This window comes from Litorilituus lipolyticus (assembly GCF_006439335.1).
GTDB lineage: Bacteria > Pseudomonadota > Gammaproteobacteria > Enterobacterales > Alteromonadaceae > Colwellia > Colwellia lipolytica.
In genome coordinates, this window is the sequence record NZ_SAWY01000007.1 from 32768 (window position 1) to 50817 (window position 18050).

Consider the following 18050-nt stretch of genomic DNA (forward strand, 5'->3'; position numbering starts at 1 on the left):
TATGCAATTTAATTTAGTATTTTGCCGCTTGATTAGCTGTAGGTAAACTCTGCTGGATAAAGTCACGAATATCTTGATTTGCTTCTTGTAAATCTTGGCGACGCAAATACATCATATGTCCACTTTCATAACCTTTAAAAGATAGGCGATCTTTCATTAAGCCACTTGGGTCAAGTTGCCACATTGTGTACTTAGCATCGAAATAATTCGTTGCACCATCAAAATACCCAGACTGAAGCATGACATTCAAATAAGGGTTTTGCGCCATAGCTAAACGTAAATTTTGACCCGTTTTATTTTTAGTTCTATCCCAAGGGTGAACATTACCAAACATATTGTATTTTAAATCTGTGACGTAATTTAGCTCTTCACGAAGATAATAATTAATAGCAGGAGTAAAACTATGAAGCCAAGAAGTAAGTTCAGCATTGTAATCTGGTCGTGAGCCCGACACTTTTTCATCTATGCCTAAATAACGAGAATCTAAACGACCAACAGTAAATTTTCTACTTCTTAACAATTCTTTCCAAAAATAACTGTTTTCAATATCCAAGTTATTATTCAATACTTCATCAACAGAAAGGCCAGAGTATTTAGCAACTTTTTTTGCAATATCCTGTTTTTCTTCATCACCAATAAAACCACCTTTCGCTAGTGCAGGTAAGTATTCATTCACGGTAAATGGTTCAACTTGGGCCAGCAAGTCGTTTAATGTTAGTTGCTGTAAATCTTCAGGCAAAGCTTTGTGATACCAAGCAGTCGCTGCAAAGTACGGTAATCTATTTGCCGCTTTTACTGGGCCTTCACGTTTAATACCAATATCTGTTGGTGAAACTAAAATTACGCCATTAACATACATCCACTGTCTACGTTGAAGCTCAAGTGCTAAACCTGAAACGCGAGTTGTACCATAGCTTTCACCGATTAAATATTTTGGAGAACGCCAGCGGTTGTTTCGAGTTACAAAAGTAGAAATCCAGTCCGCTAAATACTTTACATCAGCATTCACACCGAAAAACATTTTCTTTTGCTGTTCTTTACTTGGCATTTTGCCTTCTTTATCAGGAAGAACTCTTGAATAACCAGTATTAACAGGATTAACAAAAACAATATCTGCTACGTCTAAAATAGAATAAGGATTAGATTTAACACCATAAGGCTGCAGCGGATAGCCTTCATCATCAACATTCAATACTTTCGGACCAGTGTACGCGACGTGCATCCATACTGAAGCAGAGCCTGGGCCACCATTAAATGAAATAAGTAAAGGACGCTTGGTATTATTGTCTATGTCAGTACGTTGGTAATAAGTATAAAACAAGCTTGCCGTTGGTGTACCCTCTTCATCCCACACAGGTTGAGTACCTGTTGTTGCGGTGTACTTTATTTTTTTACCATTTATTTTAGTACTGTGTTTTGACGTTTGTTTACTGTCAATAATCGGCTTGCGCTCATAACTTTCTTCTGCCATGGCAAAGAATGAGACACAGACAGCATATACTATGACAACCAGTTTTCTTGCTTTATATTTCATCTAAAACCCTTTAATAAAAACGTGTTATTTTTTTTCAAATAACAAAATAAATCGATCAGTTTTACGGCGAATCTCTTTTGCAAAAGGCGAAATTAACCTGTCATCCTTTAAGTTTGCCAATAAATCACTTTGTTTAATTAGTTTAAAGCCCTTTTGTGCTAATTCTTTTTTGACATATTCCACATCAATTCGATGGCCTTGCTGAGAATACTTAGTACCGCTGCCATGCTTGGCAGAATGGTCTATAACCAGCAACTTACCGCCGACTTTCAATCCGTGATGCAATTGTTCAAGAAAGCTATCTTTATCAATATCCCAGCCTTTAGTTTTATGATACAAATCATGATAACCAAGCACAAAAAATACCGCATCAAATTGCTCATTCTTCAACTCAAGGTTTTTCGTTTCTTTATCCCATCGTACAACGTTACTCAAACGATTCGATGCTAACCTTGTCGTAAGCTCTTTCTCCACATACGGCATATAGGCTTGGTTATTATGCAAATATACCTTACCGCTTTCACCAACTTCTTTGCTTAGTAATTCGCTGTAATATCCCCCTCCGCCAAGAACATCAAGCACCTCCATCCCTTGAGTAATGCCAACCATTTTTACAATAGCAGGCCCCTGACTTAACGGATCTCGAGCTATATCTCGTTCAGAACGCCCTGCTTGATCTGTCTGATTACCGTGTGCAATAGCCAACCCTGCAACAAGGTAGAAGCCAACAATAGAGCTTATAATTTTTACACAAGACATCTTTATTCCTTATAAAATTATTAAACGTGATCAAAACAAATATCACTAAGCATAGATGACAAACTACTTGCTTACGTGGCTAGATTATACCGTTAATCGATGAATTGAAGATTTATTGAGATAAATAGAGCTTTGTCGATAAGTTAACAGCACAATTTTTTTAAGCAAAAAAAAGCCGTAACTTTCGTTACGGCTTTTCAACATATTTACGTTATGAATAAATTAAGCTTCTGCTTCTTTTTCCGTTACAAAGAAACTTGCTAAGTAAGCGATTAATCCGATTAGGAAGAATACACCAGCAATTTCACGTAACCAGTAGAAAATAGCTAATTTATCTTGAGTTGCCATGAAGCTTAATGCTTCACCAGACTCAGGTAAACGTTGTAACCATACTTGAAGGATACCAGCGCCAGTTAAGAACAAGGTAATGAATACCATTGATACTGTCATTAACCAGAAGCCCCACATCTCAACAACTTGTGCACGGTTAGGCATTGCTTCACCGATACCACGAATCTTAGGCATTGCATAAGAAATAATTGTCATAACAATCATTGCATAAGCACCGTAGAAAGCCATATGACCGTGAGCTGCTGTGATTTGAGAACCATGTGTATAGTAGTTTACAAACGATAACGTGTGTAAGAAGCCCCATACACCAGCACCTAAGAATGCCATTACCGCAGTACCTAACGCCCATAATGTAGCAGCTTTGTTAGGATGTTCACGACGACGACGGTTAACCATGTTAAATGCGTAAAGTACCATAGCGAAGAAAGGTAACGGCTCTAATGCAGAGAAGATAGAACCAACCCACTGCCAGTACTCAGGCGTCATTAACCAGTAGAAGTGGTGACCAGTACCTAAAATACCTGTGATTAACGCCATAGCGATAACAACATATAACCACTTCTCAATCACTTCACGGTCAACACCAGTAATTTTGATTAATACATAAGCTAAGATAGCGCCCATGATTAATTCCCAAACACCTTCTACCCATAAGTGAACAACGAACCACCAGAAGTACTTATCTAATGCTAAGTTTGAAGGGTTGTAGAATGCGAATAAGAAGAATACCGCTAAACCAATTAAACCTGTTAATAAAACCATGTTGATAGCTGTTTTACGGCCTTTCAAAATAGTCATACCTAAGTTATATAAGAAGCCTAAAGCGACAACAACAATACCAATTTTAGTGATAGTTGGTTGCTCAAGGAATTCACGTCCCATGGTTGGCCATAGTTCGTTCATTGTGTAATGAGCTAATGTTGAATAAGGAACTAATAAGTAACCTAATATAGTAGCAACACCTGCGCCGGCAAATATCCAGAATAAGGCAATAGCTAATTTAGGGCTGTGAAGTTCGGTTTCTGCTTCTTCAGGTACTAAATAATACGCAGCACCCATAAAGCCAAACAATAACCAGACAATTAGTAAGTTAGTATGCACCATGCGAGCAACGTTAAATGGAATTAAACCACCAACAATGTCACCTACAACATATTGCAGACCCATTAATAAACCAAATAAGATTTGGCCGACAAACAAGATCAGAGCGAAAACAAAATAAGGTTTTGCTACGGCTTGCGATTGATATTTTAAAGTACTCACGCCATTAACCCTCTATGTTTGGTGGCCAGTTATTATCATCAAGCTCTGATGTCCACTTTAAGAACTCAGCCAGATCATCAATTTCTTGATCTGTTAAGTGGAAGTTAGGCATTTGACGACGACCAGGAATGTTTAACGGTTGAGATTTCATCCAACCAGAAAAGAAGGCTTTAAAACCATCTTTACCGCCACGGCGGTCATAAACGTTTGCAAGTTCTGGCGCAAAGTATGCACCTTCACCAATTAAAGAATGACAACCAACACAGTTGTTCACTTCCCAAAGCTCTTTTCCGCGTTCTACAGCTTCAGTAATGTTGTGTCGATGATCCCTTTTGGGCATCTCTTTTGTAGTATGAAAAGTCAAAGCTAGGAATATTAGGAAGAAGAACACGGCTCCCCCATAATAAATATTCCTTGCCATGCCTTTAGTAAAGCTCTCTGACATGGTGTTTTTCCTTAATGAAATAATTCATGCAATAAGTATTAAAAAGCAAACTGATAATAGCTTGCTTAACGGGGGGGACATCTTGACTGAAATCAAGTTTCTTAAAATATGTAAAAAAATGTTGCTTAAAAATAGTGATCCTTGCGCTACATCAAACAATAGTAGATTAATAAAAAAATTAAAATGCCCTTAACCACTCAATTTATAAGGATATTTCGGTTAAATATTCAACTAAACATGTATTAAATTGTTATTCTCCTTTCCTCACAACAATCACATCTAGTCTAAATTTAGCAGAAACTCATCACTTTGCTGCTCTCATTTATAAGTAAAAACACATCACTTTTATGACGTCATAGAATTAGGGCTGTTTAACGGTTACAACTCCAGTCATTTTTGGGTGAGGCCCACATTCATAAGGAAACTTTCCTGCTTCATCAAAAGTACGTTGATAACTTTCATCAGGGAAAAAGTAGTCAGGCTCTTCTGCATCGAGCGACTTAAACCAAACATTATGGTATTGACGTTTTTCGATATTTTTCCAAATAACCGTGTCCCCTGCTTCAATGGTAATTTCAGCAGGAATAAATTTCTTCTTATAGATTTCAACCACCACTTCTTTGGCAAAGCTTGGCATTGAGAATAGTAAACCTGTCGCGAGTATCGCACTGATCATTTTCATAAACATTCCTGTTAGAAAAATTAAAGAGTTACTCATCATAGATAATGAGTCCGTTTTTGCAATAAGGTTATTTAATTTCTTTTATATCAATTTCATCAATTTTGTACTTGCTCGCTGGGCGATCAACTTCTTTAGCCTCTTCCCCGCTAACCCATGACAATAAACCACCTTCAGGATTATCTTTTTGCACTTGATTACACGCAGAAACACATTGAACGCATTGTGTGCAAGTAAACTTTGCCCGCTTCATATTTCGTGTTGGTAAACGCATTGGGCATGCTTGATCACATGGCTTATGCTCATGATAGTTAATACAATCTCGACAGGCTTTGGCACGAGCTCTATCAAACTTGATCACCATCGCTTTATTATTCGCCATCCAAATTAAGCTTTGGAACAAACCTAAAGCACAACCATATTTACAGAATAAATGACGCGCAAAAATAAAATCGGCACTAAAGACAAAAGTAGCGACACAAATAAATAGTGACGTACCAAAGCCTAAATTGAAATTAACAATGCCTGAAAGTACTTCGGTAGGGTTAACTAAATAGGTGACTAAAGCAACCGCCCAGAGGAAAGCCATAGCAACAGCAGCAATACCGACGATAATTCTTGGTAGCAATTTCTTGTTAGTAATAGAGGCTTTTTCCCAAATAGTCACTCGGTTTAATTGCTTAAGCATTAAGTCGTTTACTAGCTCAACAACAGAGAAATGCGGGCATAACCAACCACAGTAAATCCTGCCAAATTTCCATATTAAATAACCGGTAATTGCCACAAAAGCCATACCCGGTATAAGAACTCTTGAGAATATCTTGATTGCAGCATCAACACTATCACCTCCTCCATAGAGAATAGAGTCAATGCTGATAGTCCAAGCATGGCCAAACAAGATGATGTGACCTAAATCCACATCATATCGAAAAATATCTAATAGTGGTGCGAGTAAAAATAGAGCGAAAAAGCCTATTTTACTGCTAATGCGTGCAGCTTGAAGCGCCATATAAAGTCAAAAAAAAATTATTCATAGTAGAAATTATAAACGACTATTGAATTATGGGCTTTAATCTAGATCAGACTCAATAACATTAGCGAGCAATACGTACAACTTCAGCTGACTTTATTACATTTTTCACACAAAGTTAGTCTTGTGAATTTCGAGTAACAGAATAAGCTTAACTCATGATGAAAACATTTTACGCTTACCTTGCATCATTATTTGTTGCATTAACTCTGTCAGGTTGTACTTCTAGCCATTTCTCTGATTTGTTTTCAAGTTATCATCAGCAAATGCAAAAAGTAAAACACGCTCAGCAACAAGGTCATTATGTTCAGGCACTAAGCTTGTTACCGGAAAAATATGATTTTGACACAAATTACAATTTGCACTTACTTGAGAAAGGGCGCTTAAGCTATTTGTCAAAAGAGTATCTAGTCAGTGAGAAAGACTTTGAGCAAGCCTATCAACTGATTCAAAAAGAAAATAACAAAGCAAAATATCAGCTCAGCAAAGGAGTGGAAAATGCACAAGCAATCATCAGTAACGATAATGCCACTCGCTATGATGTACCTGCTTATGAGCAGAGTATGTTGCATAGTTATCAATCGTTAAACTACCTAAACCAACACAACCTTTCTGCAGCGCTCGTTGAAGTAAGGCGAGCTAATTTAGTACAAGAAAATGCCTTAAAGAACAACAAGAATGAATTGTACCAATATCAACAACAGTTACAGCAACAAGGCGTCACTCAGCAACACTGGGCTAATAGTTTTCCCTCAATGGATAATGCTATTGGCAATATTAAAAACGGTTTTCAAAATGCATTCACCTTTTACTTATCCGCCTTACTTTATGAGGCAGCAGGACAAAGTAATGATGCCTACATTGATTATAAAAAAGCCTTAGAGATCACACCAGAAAATCAATTTATTCAACAAGATGTCTGGCGTTTAGCAAATCAACTACAAATGTCGAACGATGTAGCTCTAATGAAAGCACGCTTTTCCCCTACTCCCTTACTGCGTCAAAAGGCGATATCTGAAAAAACAGGGCAAATTGTAGTTATATTTGAACGTGGCATCGTCAATAATAAAACTGAGTTTTCTTTAAACTTACCAATATATACCAGCCATCACGACATGCGCTTTTATAGTGTGGCCATTCCCACTTATCAAAATGTGCTCACGCATTATTCACCTGCAGCTGTATCCTTTAAAGAACAGCGCTATTTGGCACAAGAGCTTGTTCGCATACAATCTCTTGCCGCTAAGCAACTAAAAGATGATATGCCCATTATTGTCGCACGCCAAATAGCACGACTTATTACTAAAGAAGAAATTCGCCAACAGCTAAGTCGAAAAAATGGTGATGTGGGTAATATTCTCGCTAGTCTTTATAACATAGCAACAGAGCATGCTGACACTCGCAGTTGGAGTACGTTGCCCGATAGTATATCCATCAGTCAGCTCTCTGTACCTACGGGTAAACAAACTATTGCTATACACATTAACGGCGTTACCAAAGAAGTACCCGTATTAGTGAAAGCCAATAGAAAAACCTTAATAACGATGACGGCAATCGGTCACAACACTGATTACCAAATCATTAATTTATAACGTAAAGGAGTTAACATGTTTAGGCCAAGTATTTACCACTTCTTAGCAGTAGTTATTACTTTAATTATAACTGGCTGTAAAAATGTTCCACCAGTTACTTCAGGCATAGGTTCTGACGAATTATCTTCAGAGCAAAACTTTAGTCAACACTTAAAAGTTGATAACGAAAAGCTATCCTCACAACTGACTATCAGCGATATAAAAACAAGGACACGAAACGAATTACTTGAAGTGAATTTACAGCTCACCAGTCATTATCAAAAATCATTACAATTGCAATACCACTTTAATTGGTTTGATAAAGACGGTTTTGCTGTTGAAGCAAGAAAAACGCCATGGCAGCCACTTGAACTTCACGGTATGCAAACAACAGCAGTTAAAGGCCTAGCGCCTACCCTAGAAGCTGTATCATTTAACCTTTATGTGCGAGAAGTGCCAGAAAAAGCCTTTAAGTTTTAATTGCCAAATTACAGTAAACACATTATCGAATATTACGAAATACAAGGATTATATTATGAATAAATTAATTGCCTTCAGTACCATAGCGCTTACTTTAACCGTTACTACCGCTTGTACTAATAAGTCAGTTATCCGCTATGGCGATGCCACAGCTGTTGAAACAACGGATATTAATTTTGCTTCAACAGACTTGCAGAAAGTTGCAAGCCAAATGACCGATTCATTACTGGTATCTCCCGTTGTCGGCACATTAACCGCAAACACTCGCCCGGTGATATTTGTTGAGGGAATTAAAAATAAAACCAGTGAGCATATTGATACCGAGTCAATTACCGATTCTATTTCGACTAAATTATTGCGTTCAGGAAAGTTTCGTTTTGTTGATATGGGCAGAGTGACCGCTGCACGAGAGCAAATACAATTTCAGCAAACTGGCGGCATGGTTGATACAAATAAAGCGGTTCAGTTTGGTCAACAAATAGGTGCTCAATACATGCTATACGGTAATTTAGCGAGTATAGTAAAATCAAATAAAGACCAGTCAGATGTCTACTATAAATTTACAATGCGATTAATGGATTTACAAAGTGGCTTAGTTGAATGGGCTGATGAAACAGAAATTAGAAAAACCAAGCAGAAAGAGTTTGTTAGTTGGTAAACACTTACACTTGATAAAAGGCATTAAACATGAATAAAGTACTCTACTTATTATTACTCTTGTTTAGCTTCAATGTGATGGCTGATTATGATCGTAATAAAGCTGTGCCTGTAGAAAAGGTGCTCTTTGGTCAAGTTGAGTCAGTAAGACACATTAGCCAAGAAGAGTTAGTCAAAGATCAACATAACGGCTGGCATGTATTTGGTGGCGCTTTAATTGGGGGCGCTATTGGTCACCAATTTGGCGGTGGCAGTGGTCAAGATATTGCTACCGTTTTGGGTGCCTTAATTGGTGCCTCTGTTGCAAACAACAAAAACAACAAGCAAAAGCGTAAGATTATTCAGCTCGTTGAACTAATGATCACCACCGAAAAGAACACTTTCATGGTGATTCAAGATTTGGATAAAAACATGCTTTTTCAGGCAAAAGACAAGGTAAGAATGGTATACCTGACGGATGGAACCGTAAGAGTTGATAAGCAGCAATAACATGGCTAGTAATGAACTTTTATCTGAATCTAAAGTCGTAATTTGTGCTGATAAATCCGAAAAGAAGGCCGTATTGCGTTTTTATAAAAGCAATCAGTTTTCTACTCGCTTAAAAGGTTTTGATAGCATTTACACCATTAAAAAGAATAGCCGGATTATTGCCAGTACAATTGTTTCTAAAATCACTAAAAACAACACACAATGCTTATTGCATGGCTTAGTTGTTGAGTCTAATTATCAAAAGCAAGGCTTGGCCAAACTCCTACTCAACACATGCAAAGCAAACCATCACTCAATTGTGTTATTTGCCTCAGAAGATTTAACAAGTTTTTATCAAAAGCAGGGATTTAACTTAATACCTTCTTTAGCAATACAAGGTGCTCTCACCCCAGAGTTACTGTCGAGATACTTAAGATATAAGACAAAACAATCATCACTCTGTGCCTTTATAATTTAAAGGCACCTTCTGCAAAATGCAGTTCATATTAAATAATCTTTAAATTGTTCATTGCTCAAAAATACTACTAAACTGATATGTAGACTTAGCAACACAATCTTTGTTATGAAGTTATTTTGGATTATTATAATTTTCTGTATTGCAAGCACGTGCGTAGTTGCCCAAGAAAGCAATAACCTAAATATATGCTACGAAGAGTGGCGTCCTTTTGCTTTTACAGAAAACAAAGTAATTAAAGGAGAAACTATTGCCAAACTTCAAGGGGCATCAGGTTCTTTAGGTATAACTTTCAATTTTTATGAGCTTCCGTTCAAGCGCTGCTTAACATTAGTCAAAAAAGGGTTAATAGACTTTGCTTTATTTGTTGATAATAAAGACGGATTAACGTTATTCAATCATGCCATTGCCTATTGGAATATTACGGCTGTTACGGCTGAAAAATTATCTTTTTATGATATCAAGGAGATACAAGCTTTTCAAAATAGTCGAATAATCATTGCACAAGACTACGAATACCCTAAAGAATTTACTGAATTCATTGCGACTCTCAATAGTCATATTATGCCTGTTTCGTATTATGTGACCAATCCAAGAGAAGATGTGGCTTTATTCTCATTATTAATAAACGATAGAGCAGATATTATGTTTGTGGACTCAAGCTGGGCCCATCAAATTAAATCAAAATATAAACTCCCTCTCAATATTAGCCCTTTTATTATCCATGGTTCACCGCAATACATTGGTTATGGCAACACCTCCAACGAAAAAATTGAAGTAATGCGATCTCTCCTTCATATTCTATAAGCTATTATGTTGGGCTTCATGCTTTTGTCTATTTCTGAGTTAGCTCAAATGCTAACTTTACACAAAATAACTTCTTTCTTCGCTTAAGATCACGGTAAAATAACTTCAATTATCAACATACCTTTAAGTGATTAGCGCGCGTCAAATGAATAAACACTATCTTATTTGGGATTTACCTTTACGAATTTTTCACTGGAGCTTTGCAACAAGTATTATGTTGTTGTGGTTAACATCTGAGTTAGGGACCGATTATATTGATTGGCACTTAAAGCTTGGCTACTTAGTGTTAGCCTTGGTAAGTTTTAGACTTGTTTGGGGTTTTGTTGGGCCTCAACATGCACGTTTTTTTAGTTTTTTCCCTACTCCTAAAAAGATAATCCGATATCTTAAGCATAAAGACCAAGTCTATGCGGGTCACAATCCCTTAGGCGGTTTGATGGTATTTGCTATGTTATCCCTCGTATTAGTACAAGGTGTGAGTGGGTTATTTGTTGATGATGAAGTATTTACTTCTGGCCCATATTTCAACAGTGCAGGGGCAGAAGTAGACTCACTTATGAGAACGCTTCACTTTAACACTTTTGATTTTATCCTAGCAGCAATTGCGTTACATGTGGCCGCTATAGTTTTCTACAAACTTATAAAAAATCAACACTTAACTAAAGCTATGGTAACGGGCAAAAAGCCTTCGCTTGGTCTAAACGAAAGTGATGAAATACCCCATTCAAAGCTCATACTCGCGTTATTCATCGCAATTCTAGCCTGTGCTTTTATTTATTGGCTTGTCGTGGTTAATCCCCCGCCCATGGAAGAGTTCTATTATTAATAATAAGATTTCAGACATAAAAAAACAGCTTTATCAGCTGTTTTTTTATGTCGTTATTAACTAATGCTACTTAGTCTTTTTTGAAAACATCGTGACAACCACCACAAGTTTTACCTACACCGCCAATAGCTTTTTTAATTTTACCTTCATCGCCTGATTTGGCAGCCGCCTGAAGTTTTTTAGAAGCTTGAGTTAAAGCATTCACTTTATCTTCAAAAGTAGCTTTATCAGTCCATGCTTTAGGTAGTGCTTCTGTTTTTACATCAAATTTACTTGTGTCGGTTTTAAAGTAGTCATTTAACATATATGAAAATTGCTCTAAACGTAGTGCATTGGTGGCAACTCTATCAGCATCAACAGGAATTTTACCCTTAGCCATTGCTCCCATAGGGCCCATATTGCTTGCCATTAATTGAAAAATAGCTTGGCGCAGCTCAGTTGTTTTCTTAGCGTGCTTCATCGATTTAGCAGGTTGTGCATTGGCAGCAGTAATAGTTAATAAGCCAGCAACCACTATTGTAGAGAATAATTTCATAGGACATTTCCGTTTTTATAATAAATTTAGCTACATAGTACTTAAATCAGTGAAACGTGACAAATAAAGTCATCGCTCTGTGCTGGTTATTCACCGATTAGCTTGAATTATTTATGCTGAACTTAGGTTAAATAAAAACAATGCGATATACCTAGAGAATAGCTATATCGCAATAATAGGCAGTTATAGAATAAAGATTGTTATGACGTTTTAAACTGTGAAACCAGCTCATCTAGCTGCTGACATTGTTGATTTAAGCTCTCAATTGTTTCTTTGGTATTATCAGAAAGATGAGAAACATTAATGGCCATATCAGCAATTTTCGATATATTGACATTCAATTCACCAATTACATTGGCTTGCTCTTGCGTTGCAGTTGCTACCTGAGTATTCATTTCAGTGATTTCATTTATTTCACTCACGACAAGTTTTAAATCATCACTTGCTTGATTCGTTTTATCTTGCCCTTGATTCGCTAAGTTCGTATTTTTATTCATGGAATCTACAGCTTCTCTCGCTTGATTTTGTAAGTTCTCAATCACTTGTTTTATCTCAGCCGTTGAGTCTTGTGTTCTAGCGGCCAACGTTCTGACCTCGTCTGCAACTACAGCAAAGCCTCGTCCTTGCTCGCCTGCTCTGGCAGCTTCAATCGCAGCATTTAATGCAAGTAAGTTTGTTTGCTCAGATATACCGTTAATTGTTTCAACAACTGAGCCAATTGTTTGAGTTTGCTCAGCTAATTGACTAATAACTTGTTGGGTACTTTCATTACTACAATGTAATTCGCCCATCACATTATTAGTTTCATGAACTTGCTCATCAGTTTGCATCACGCGATTTTGTGTAGATTCTGTTTTATCTGCCGTAGTATGTGCCAACTTACTTACTTCATTAATACTATGATTCATTTGGGTGGTAGCCGATGCAACCGAATCAGTTTCTAACTGTTGTAAACTGACACTTTCATTAATTTCATCCGATGTACCTCTTAATTGTAAGAAAGAAGTTTCCATAACTCGTTCCACTTCTTTAATATCATTAATAATCTGACTAACCTTTTCTAAAATGGCATTAAAACCTTTCGCTAGCACGCCCACTTCGTCTTTTCTGTTTTCATCTAAACGCTGCGTTAAATCACCGCCTTGGTTAGCCATTTCTAGCAGCCTATCACCAATATCAATCACTGGTTTAGTGATCCGCTTAGCCATAAAAATCATCAAAAAGATAAACAATAATGCAATCAAAATGTTCACGGTAGCCGTTGTGGTTAATGCTGAACGTATTTTTGACATAGGTTCATCAACTGGCAGCATTGCAATAATTTTCCAGTTCAGTTCAGTAATACCAACACTAGCAACATAATATTCAATGCCATCTTTCAATACACGATCAAAAACATAACTATCACTTTTCTGCAGCAATTTATCTGAAATATTGGCAAAGCCATCAAACTCCCTTAGCTGACGTTGCTTTAAGTTAGGCAATTCAGGATGAATTATCACTTTACCTTGAGTGTCAGTAACGAAGACAAAACCTGTTTCTCCCACCTTATTTGTGAGTATATCTTCACTGATTTCATTTACAGAATACCCCAAGCCAGCCACAGCTAAATTCTGACCTGCTACAGCCACCCTATAATTTACAAAGGCTGTTAATTGCTTAGTACCTTCCTCATAGTCAAATGCAATTTCAAAGGGCTTATTACTTGCTAAAAAATTATTAAACCAAGCATCATCAACATCATTTATTTGCTTAAGTAACCCACCATTGTTGTAATAATTTTTACTAATATTAGACACCCAAAAAACCACCAATGCATCATTCTTTTCCTGCATTGTCTTTAAGAAATTGATTACATTAGCTTGTTCTTCTACTGGCTCATTATTGAGAGCCCAGTCTAATAAGTACTGATTTTGGGTAATCGATTTTGACAAGGAAAGTGGAGGACTTAATTGTGAACGAATTCTTGCTTCAACCTTAGCTAACTGATTAGGTAAGATATCTTCTTCGATACTCGTTTCTGAGACATTGGTAAATATTTGATTATTTAGCAGTATAGTTGTAACCGTTAAACTAAGTAGAGCAACACTGATAATTGCGACAAGCGCATCACGAATTTTTAAATTTTTTAGCCAGTCTGCCATGTTAAGCCCTTATTCGTTAACTATTTACATCAATTTACTCAAGTATAGAATATATTAAGGTTTTGTTATTAATTCTAAACAGTATTTAAAATAAACGTTTAGCGCGTATAACCATTCAAAAAATAAGAGCAATTAACATGAATATTAATGATATAGCAGAAAAAAATTACCAGTGGGTTGAATCTATGGGTTGGCATAATAAATCAGTGTTAGAAGCCCTAGCCCTAGTTGCTTCTGAAGTGGGGGAAGCAATTAATGAATGTCGCCATGAAGAGCCAACGCCTGCCTTTAAAGAAGAGCTTGCCGATATTATTTTACGTGTACTCGATATTGCCCACTGGCAAGGCATTAATATTGAGGATGCCATTTTAGCAAAAATGCAAGTTAATCAAGAGCGCGGTACACGCGGACGTTTAAAGTAATGGCTTTGTTTAATGATTTACTTTATCAATTGAGTTAACTCTTTGATAAAAAAATCAATATCAGACTTTGATATATTCAAATGTGTTACAAGCCTTAAAGGGCTACCAGCAGTAATACGTATATTTTTATTCAATAACTTGTTAGCAATATCAGCAATGTTATGTGAGGCATGCAAAGTTGCAAAGACCATATTCGTTTCAACAAAGTTTACATTAACCTTAATGCCATCTATTTGGTTTAACTGCTCGGCAAGGTATTTAGCGTTGTTATGATCTTCTGTTAATCGCTCAACATTCTCTTTTAAGGCTATTTCTGCTACTGCGGCTAAAATGCCAACTTGTCGCATACCGCCACCTAGCATTTTTCGCCAGCGTCTTGCCTTAGCAATAAATGCTTTACTCCCAAACAGTAATGAACCAATGGGGGCACCTAAGCCTTTAGATAAACAAATGGTCATAGTGTCAAAATTTTTGGCAATATCAGTAATATCGACATTTAGCGCCACCGCGGCATTGTAAACGCGCGCACCATCTAAATGTAAAGCTAAACCTTCAGACTTAGCAAATTCACTAAGACTTGTTAAATACCTTAAAGGCAATACCTTGCCATTAATGGTATTTTCAATACTAATCAATTTAGTGCGAGCAAAGTGAAAATCATCAGGCTTAATCGCCTGCTTCAACTTTGTTAAACAAAGAGTGCCATCAGGTTCATTTGCAATAGGTTGCGGCTGAATAGATCCTAATACTGCAGCACCACCGCCCTCAAACTGATAATTATGCGCTTGCTGCCCACAAAGGTATTCATCTCCCCGTTCACAGTGTGACATTAACGCCAGTAAGTTAGCCTGTGTTCCTGAGCTACAAAACAAAGCCGCTTCAAAACCATGTCTTTGAGCTGACCACTCTTCTAAAGCATTAACACTCGGATCATCGCCATAGACATCATCACCAACCGATGCATTAGCCATAGCTGTACGCATCTTAGCGCAAGGGGTTGTGACTGTGTCTGAACGAAAATCAATCATGAGAGAATCCTAAGGGAGAATAATGAGTTTGAATGCAGTAACTATATGCTCAAAAGTACTAAATTTGAAAGTTTTATAAGTAATTAACTAAGGAGGAAAGTGGTGGCCCCTCAGTGACTTGAACACTGGACCTACCGATTATGAGTTTTTATCTCAATAGTTCCTTGCTTAATTACCTGATTCCGCTAAAGTTAACAAAGTGCTGAAATTAAAGATAAAACCTCAACTTGGTTATTAACCTTCTTTAATTATTTTTGCGCTAAATTAATCTTTATGGCGGCCCATTGGCGGTCTATTTTTACATTAAACTTTAGACCGTCCGATCTGCATGGAGCAATCATGGATAATAAGTTCTCATTCATCAAATCTAAGCTTGAAGCAATCAAGCCAGAGAAGAGCAAGAAACGTTATTATGATACTCAAATATCAGAGTTAGTATTAATTGTTCATCCCTCAGGAAAGAAAAAGTTTACTGTTAGAAAAAAGCAAAGTGGAAAGGAATATAATGTTTCATTAGGAGAGTTCCCCACTATGACTATTGCTAATGCAAGAAAGCAAGCAATAGAAGAGCTAAATACAATTAATCAAGGTGTAAACCCTAATGCTAAACGTAAGCAATCAGAACTAGAACTTATAACACTAAATCAAGTATTAGCTGATTACTTTAAGCATAAGCCCTTGGCTCCGAAAACTGTTATTAGTTATCAATCTTTAATCGATAACTACTTTGATGATTGGAAATCAAAACCTCTCCTAAGTCTTCAAGAAGAAGATATAAAAACGATTCATCGAAAAGCTTCAGCCAATAGCAAGTCTCAAGCAGATGGTGCTATGAGAGTTCTTAGAGCTCTTTTCAACTTTGCATCGTTTGAGTATAGAGACATTGACAACAATGCCATTTTCAAATCCAACCCTGTAAAGGTCTTAAGTCACTTAAGGTCTTGGAATAAAGTTGACCGAAAAACCTCAAGAATTAAACAGTCGGACTTTAAGGGCTGGTTTAATGCTATCAGAGAAACAAGAAAGGAAGCTGCCTTATTTAGAAATAACTTTACCATTGGAGTGTGTGATTTTTTAGAGATATGCTTGTTAACGGGGCTACGAAAGCAGGAACTTCTTAACCTCACTTGGGATAGAGTCGACTTTAAAGAAAGGTCTTTTTATATTGATAAGACTAAGAACGGTGATCCACTTGAGCTGCCATTATCAAGCTATACATATTCAATCTTAAAGAGGCGTAAAGCTGTAATAAGTAACTCAACATTTGTTTTCGATGCTGATAATGAATTAGGGCAAATCAGAGAGCCCAAAAAGGTCATAAAAGCTATATCTGAAAAATCAGAAATCAATTTCACTTTACATGATCTTAGGAGAACATTTACTTCTATCGCTGAAAGTTTAAATATAGGTACTTATACATTAAAGCGGCTAACCAATCATAAAACTAAACGGGATGATGTTACTGCTGGCTATACAGTACTAACGCCTGAAGAGTTGAGAGAACCAGCCCAAAGGATAGAAGATAAGTTTCTTATATTAGCAGGCATTAAAGAATCCGACAGCACTCTAAATGCTAACCTCATTGATACGATAAGCAATATGGATAGCGACAAAAAGAGAAAGCTTCTGTTCGCCTTACTTAACTCAAATGATGATGAGCAAGTGAGTAATAACTAATTATGTATATGAGCAGCAATCAATATTAGGGATAATAAGATGACAAGTACCGAGCAAAGCCACTTCCTAATCTTTACAGGAAAAGTATCTGATGATTACAATGAACAAAACTTAATCGCACTACTTTCTAGTCTAAATTTAAACGAAAACCTAATAGAAAAAGTACTTATACGTGGAGAAGTAATCCATGAGAACTTGTCCTCGACTAAAGCTTTAAAACTATGGGAGCAATTTAATAATCAAGGCGTATATTGCAAAGTTGTCAAAGTAAAGCCGATAACAAAAAAAGATGAATCAACTCCCGAACAGATAAATAATTCTGAAGAAATAGAAGATTCACCACAAAGTAATGAAACCCTATGGGATGAAGCTACAGCTCAACATAAGACATTAGACCTCCCCTCCCTTCCTAAGCTCCCTGATTTCACGCTCCTTTATAAAAAAGTCAAAGGCTTAAGTACTCTAGCCAAGTCCTTAATAGCTTTAGCCTTAACTGCCAGTTCAGTTTCAGCTTATATATATAGCTTACCTGAGAAAAAGCCTAGAATTGTTCATGAATGCAATATCAATGGTAGAGGCGATGTACAATGCTTCTTTACTAACCATGGTACCGCTGTAGGAGGCATTTGTGTAGACATATTCCTGCAAAGGTATGGAAGTTATAGCGGTATTGTTTATAAAGATGGTGACAAAGTAAGGGGAAGCTCTCAAGTGTGCTCAGGCATAGTACAGCTTCAAGATGTTAGAGAAATGACAAAGCCAGTTACATTTAGGGGGCAAGTCCCTTATAAGTTTTGTGAAAGTGATGATGGAGCAAGCTGGACAGACGTCTGCTTGTATGAAACATCGGTGGTAAACTAAACTTGTATAAGCTGGTAGGAGCGACAAGCTTAATAACC

General features: G+C 36.9%; 19 protein-coding genes. 10 read left to right on the top strand and 9 right to left on the bottom strand.

Annotation, left to right across the window (positions count from 1 at the left end; genetic code table 11):
• Positions 1-13: 13 nt before the first annotated feature.
• The 6 genes from EPA86_RS03750 to EPA86_RS03775 all read right to left on the bottom strand — a co-directional run bounded on the left by EPA86_RS03750 (position 14) and on the right by EPA86_RS03775 (position 6040).
• The gene (locus tag EPA86_RS03750; protein WP_140602042.1) at positions 14-1534 is read right to left on the bottom strand and encodes a S10 family peptidase; all 1521 of its coding nucleotides are present in this window, start codon (positions 1532-1534) and stop codon (positions 14-16) included.
• 24 nt (positions 1535-1558) lie between these two features.
• Positions 1559-2293 (bottom strand): class I SAM-dependent methyltransferase, encoded by a 735-nt coding sequence (locus EPA86_RS03755; protein ID WP_140602044.1) that lies wholly within the window; start codon positions 2291-2293, stop codon positions 1559-1561.
• Between the two features lie 222 nt (positions 2294-2515).
• Entirely contained in the window at positions 2516-3907 is a 1392-nt protein-coding gene (locus EPA86_RS03760) for a cbb3-type cytochrome c oxidase subunit I (RefSeq protein WP_140602046.1), read from the bottom strand.
• A gap of 4 nt (positions 3908-3911) precedes the next feature.
• Positions 3912-4352 carry a c-type cytochrome gene (locus tag EPA86_RS03765; protein ID WP_140602048.1) on the bottom strand — a complete coding sequence of 147 codons (441 nt, stop codon included), beginning with the start codon at positions 4350-4352 and terminating at the stop codon, positions 3912-3914.
• Positions 4353-4713: 361 nt separating this feature from the next.
• Positions 4714-5034 (bottom strand): cupredoxin domain-containing protein, encoded by a 321-nt coding sequence (locus EPA86_RS03770; RefSeq protein ID WP_246058241.1) that lies wholly within the window; start codon positions 5032-5034, stop codon positions 4714-4716.
• A 67-nt stretch (positions 5035-5101) separates the two neighbouring features.
• The gene (locus EPA86_RS03775; protein ID WP_140602050.1) at positions 5102-6040 is read right to left on the bottom strand and encodes a 4Fe-4S binding protein; all 939 of its coding nucleotides are present in this window, start codon (positions 6038-6040) and stop codon (positions 5102-5104) included.
• Positions 6041-6219: 179 nt separating this feature from the next.
• On the opposite strand from EPA86_RS03775, the gene EPA86_RS03780 reads away from it, so the two are divergent.
• The 7 genes from EPA86_RS03780 to EPA86_RS03810 all read left to right on the top strand — a co-directional run bounded on the left by EPA86_RS03780 (position 6220) and on the right by EPA86_RS03810 (position 11345).
• Positions 6220-7653 (top strand): COG3014 family protein, encoded by a 1434-nt coding sequence (locus EPA86_RS03780; RefSeq protein ID WP_140602052.1) that lies wholly within the window; start codon positions 6220-6222, stop codon positions 7651-7653.
• A gap of 15 nt (positions 7654-7668) precedes the next feature.
• A complete protein-coding gene (locus EPA86_RS03785; protein ID WP_140602054.1) occupies positions 7669-8112 on the top strand; it encodes a YcfL family putative periplasmic lipoprotein in 444 nt (147 codons plus the stop codon).
• Between the two features lie 55 nt (positions 8113-8167).
• A complete protein-coding gene (gene lpoB / locus EPA86_RS03790; RefSeq protein WP_140602056.1) occupies positions 8168-8770 on the top strand; it encodes a penicillin-binding protein activator LpoB in 603 nt (200 codons plus the stop codon).
• 29 nt (positions 8771-8799) lie between these two features.
• Positions 8800-9258: an outer membrane lipoprotein gene (locus EPA86_RS03795; protein WP_140602058.1), complete on the top strand. Its 459-nt coding sequence runs from the start codon at positions 8800-8802 to the stop codon at positions 9256-9258.
• Between the two features lies 1 nt (position 9259).
• Entirely contained in the window at positions 9260-9715 is a 456-nt protein-coding gene (locus EPA86_RS03800; RefSeq protein WP_140602060.1) for a GNAT family N-acetyltransferase, read from the top strand.
• Between the two features lie 105 nt (positions 9716-9820).
• Positions 9821-10519, top strand: a complete 699-nt coding sequence (locus tag EPA86_RS03805) for a type 2 periplasmic-binding domain-containing protein (RefSeq protein ID WP_140602062.1) — start codon at positions 9821-9823, stop codon at positions 10517-10519.
• 145 nt (positions 10520-10664) lie between these two features.
• Positions 10665-11345, top strand: coding sequence for a cytochrome b/b6 domain-containing protein (locus EPA86_RS03810; protein ID WP_140602064.1), 681 nt, complete (start codon positions 10665-10667; stop codon positions 11343-11345).
• Positions 11346-11415: 70 nt separating this feature from the next.
• Here EPA86_RS03810 and EPA86_RS03815 read toward each other — a convergent pair whose 3' ends face one another.
• Positions 11416-11880: a c-type cytochrome gene (locus tag EPA86_RS03815; protein ID WP_140602065.1), complete on the bottom strand. Its 465-nt coding sequence runs from the start codon at positions 11878-11880 to the stop codon at positions 11416-11418.
• Between the two features lie 200 nt (positions 11881-12080).
• On the bottom strand, positions 12081-14024 hold the full coding sequence (locus tag EPA86_RS03820; protein WP_140602067.1) for a methyl-accepting chemotaxis protein: 1944 nt from the start codon (positions 14022-14024) through the stop codon (positions 12081-12083).
• Positions 14025-14161: 137 nt separating this feature from the next.
• Here EPA86_RS03820 and EPA86_RS03825 point away from each other — a divergent pair, with 137 nt between their 5' ends.
• The gene (locus EPA86_RS03825; protein WP_140602069.1) at positions 14162-14446 is read left to right on the top strand and encodes a MazG nucleotide pyrophosphohydrolase domain-containing protein; all 285 of its coding nucleotides are present in this window, start codon (positions 14162-14164) and stop codon (positions 14444-14446) included.
• 17 nt (positions 14447-14463) lie between these two features.
• Here EPA86_RS03825 and ltaE read toward each other — a convergent pair whose 3' ends face one another.
• Positions 14464-15474, bottom strand: a complete 1011-nt coding sequence (gene ltaE, locus EPA86_RS03830; protein WP_140602071.1) for a low-specificity L-threonine aldolase — start codon at positions 15472-15474, stop codon at positions 14464-14466.
• A gap of 339 nt (positions 15475-15813) precedes the next feature.
• Between ltaE and EPA86_RS03835 the strand changes: the two genes are divergently transcribed.
• Both EPA86_RS03835 and EPA86_RS03840 read left to right on the top strand, forming a co-directional pair.
• Entirely contained in the window at positions 15814-17151 is a 1338-nt protein-coding gene (locus EPA86_RS03835; RefSeq protein WP_170309560.1) for a tyrosine-type recombinase/integrase, read from the top strand.
• A 39-nt stretch (positions 17152-17190) separates the two neighbouring features.
• Positions 17191-18012: a hypothetical protein gene (locus tag EPA86_RS03840; protein ID WP_140602075.1), complete on the top strand. Its 822-nt coding sequence runs from the start codon at positions 17191-17193 to the stop codon at positions 18010-18012.
• The last annotated feature ends 38 nt before the right edge of the window (positions 18013-18050 follow it).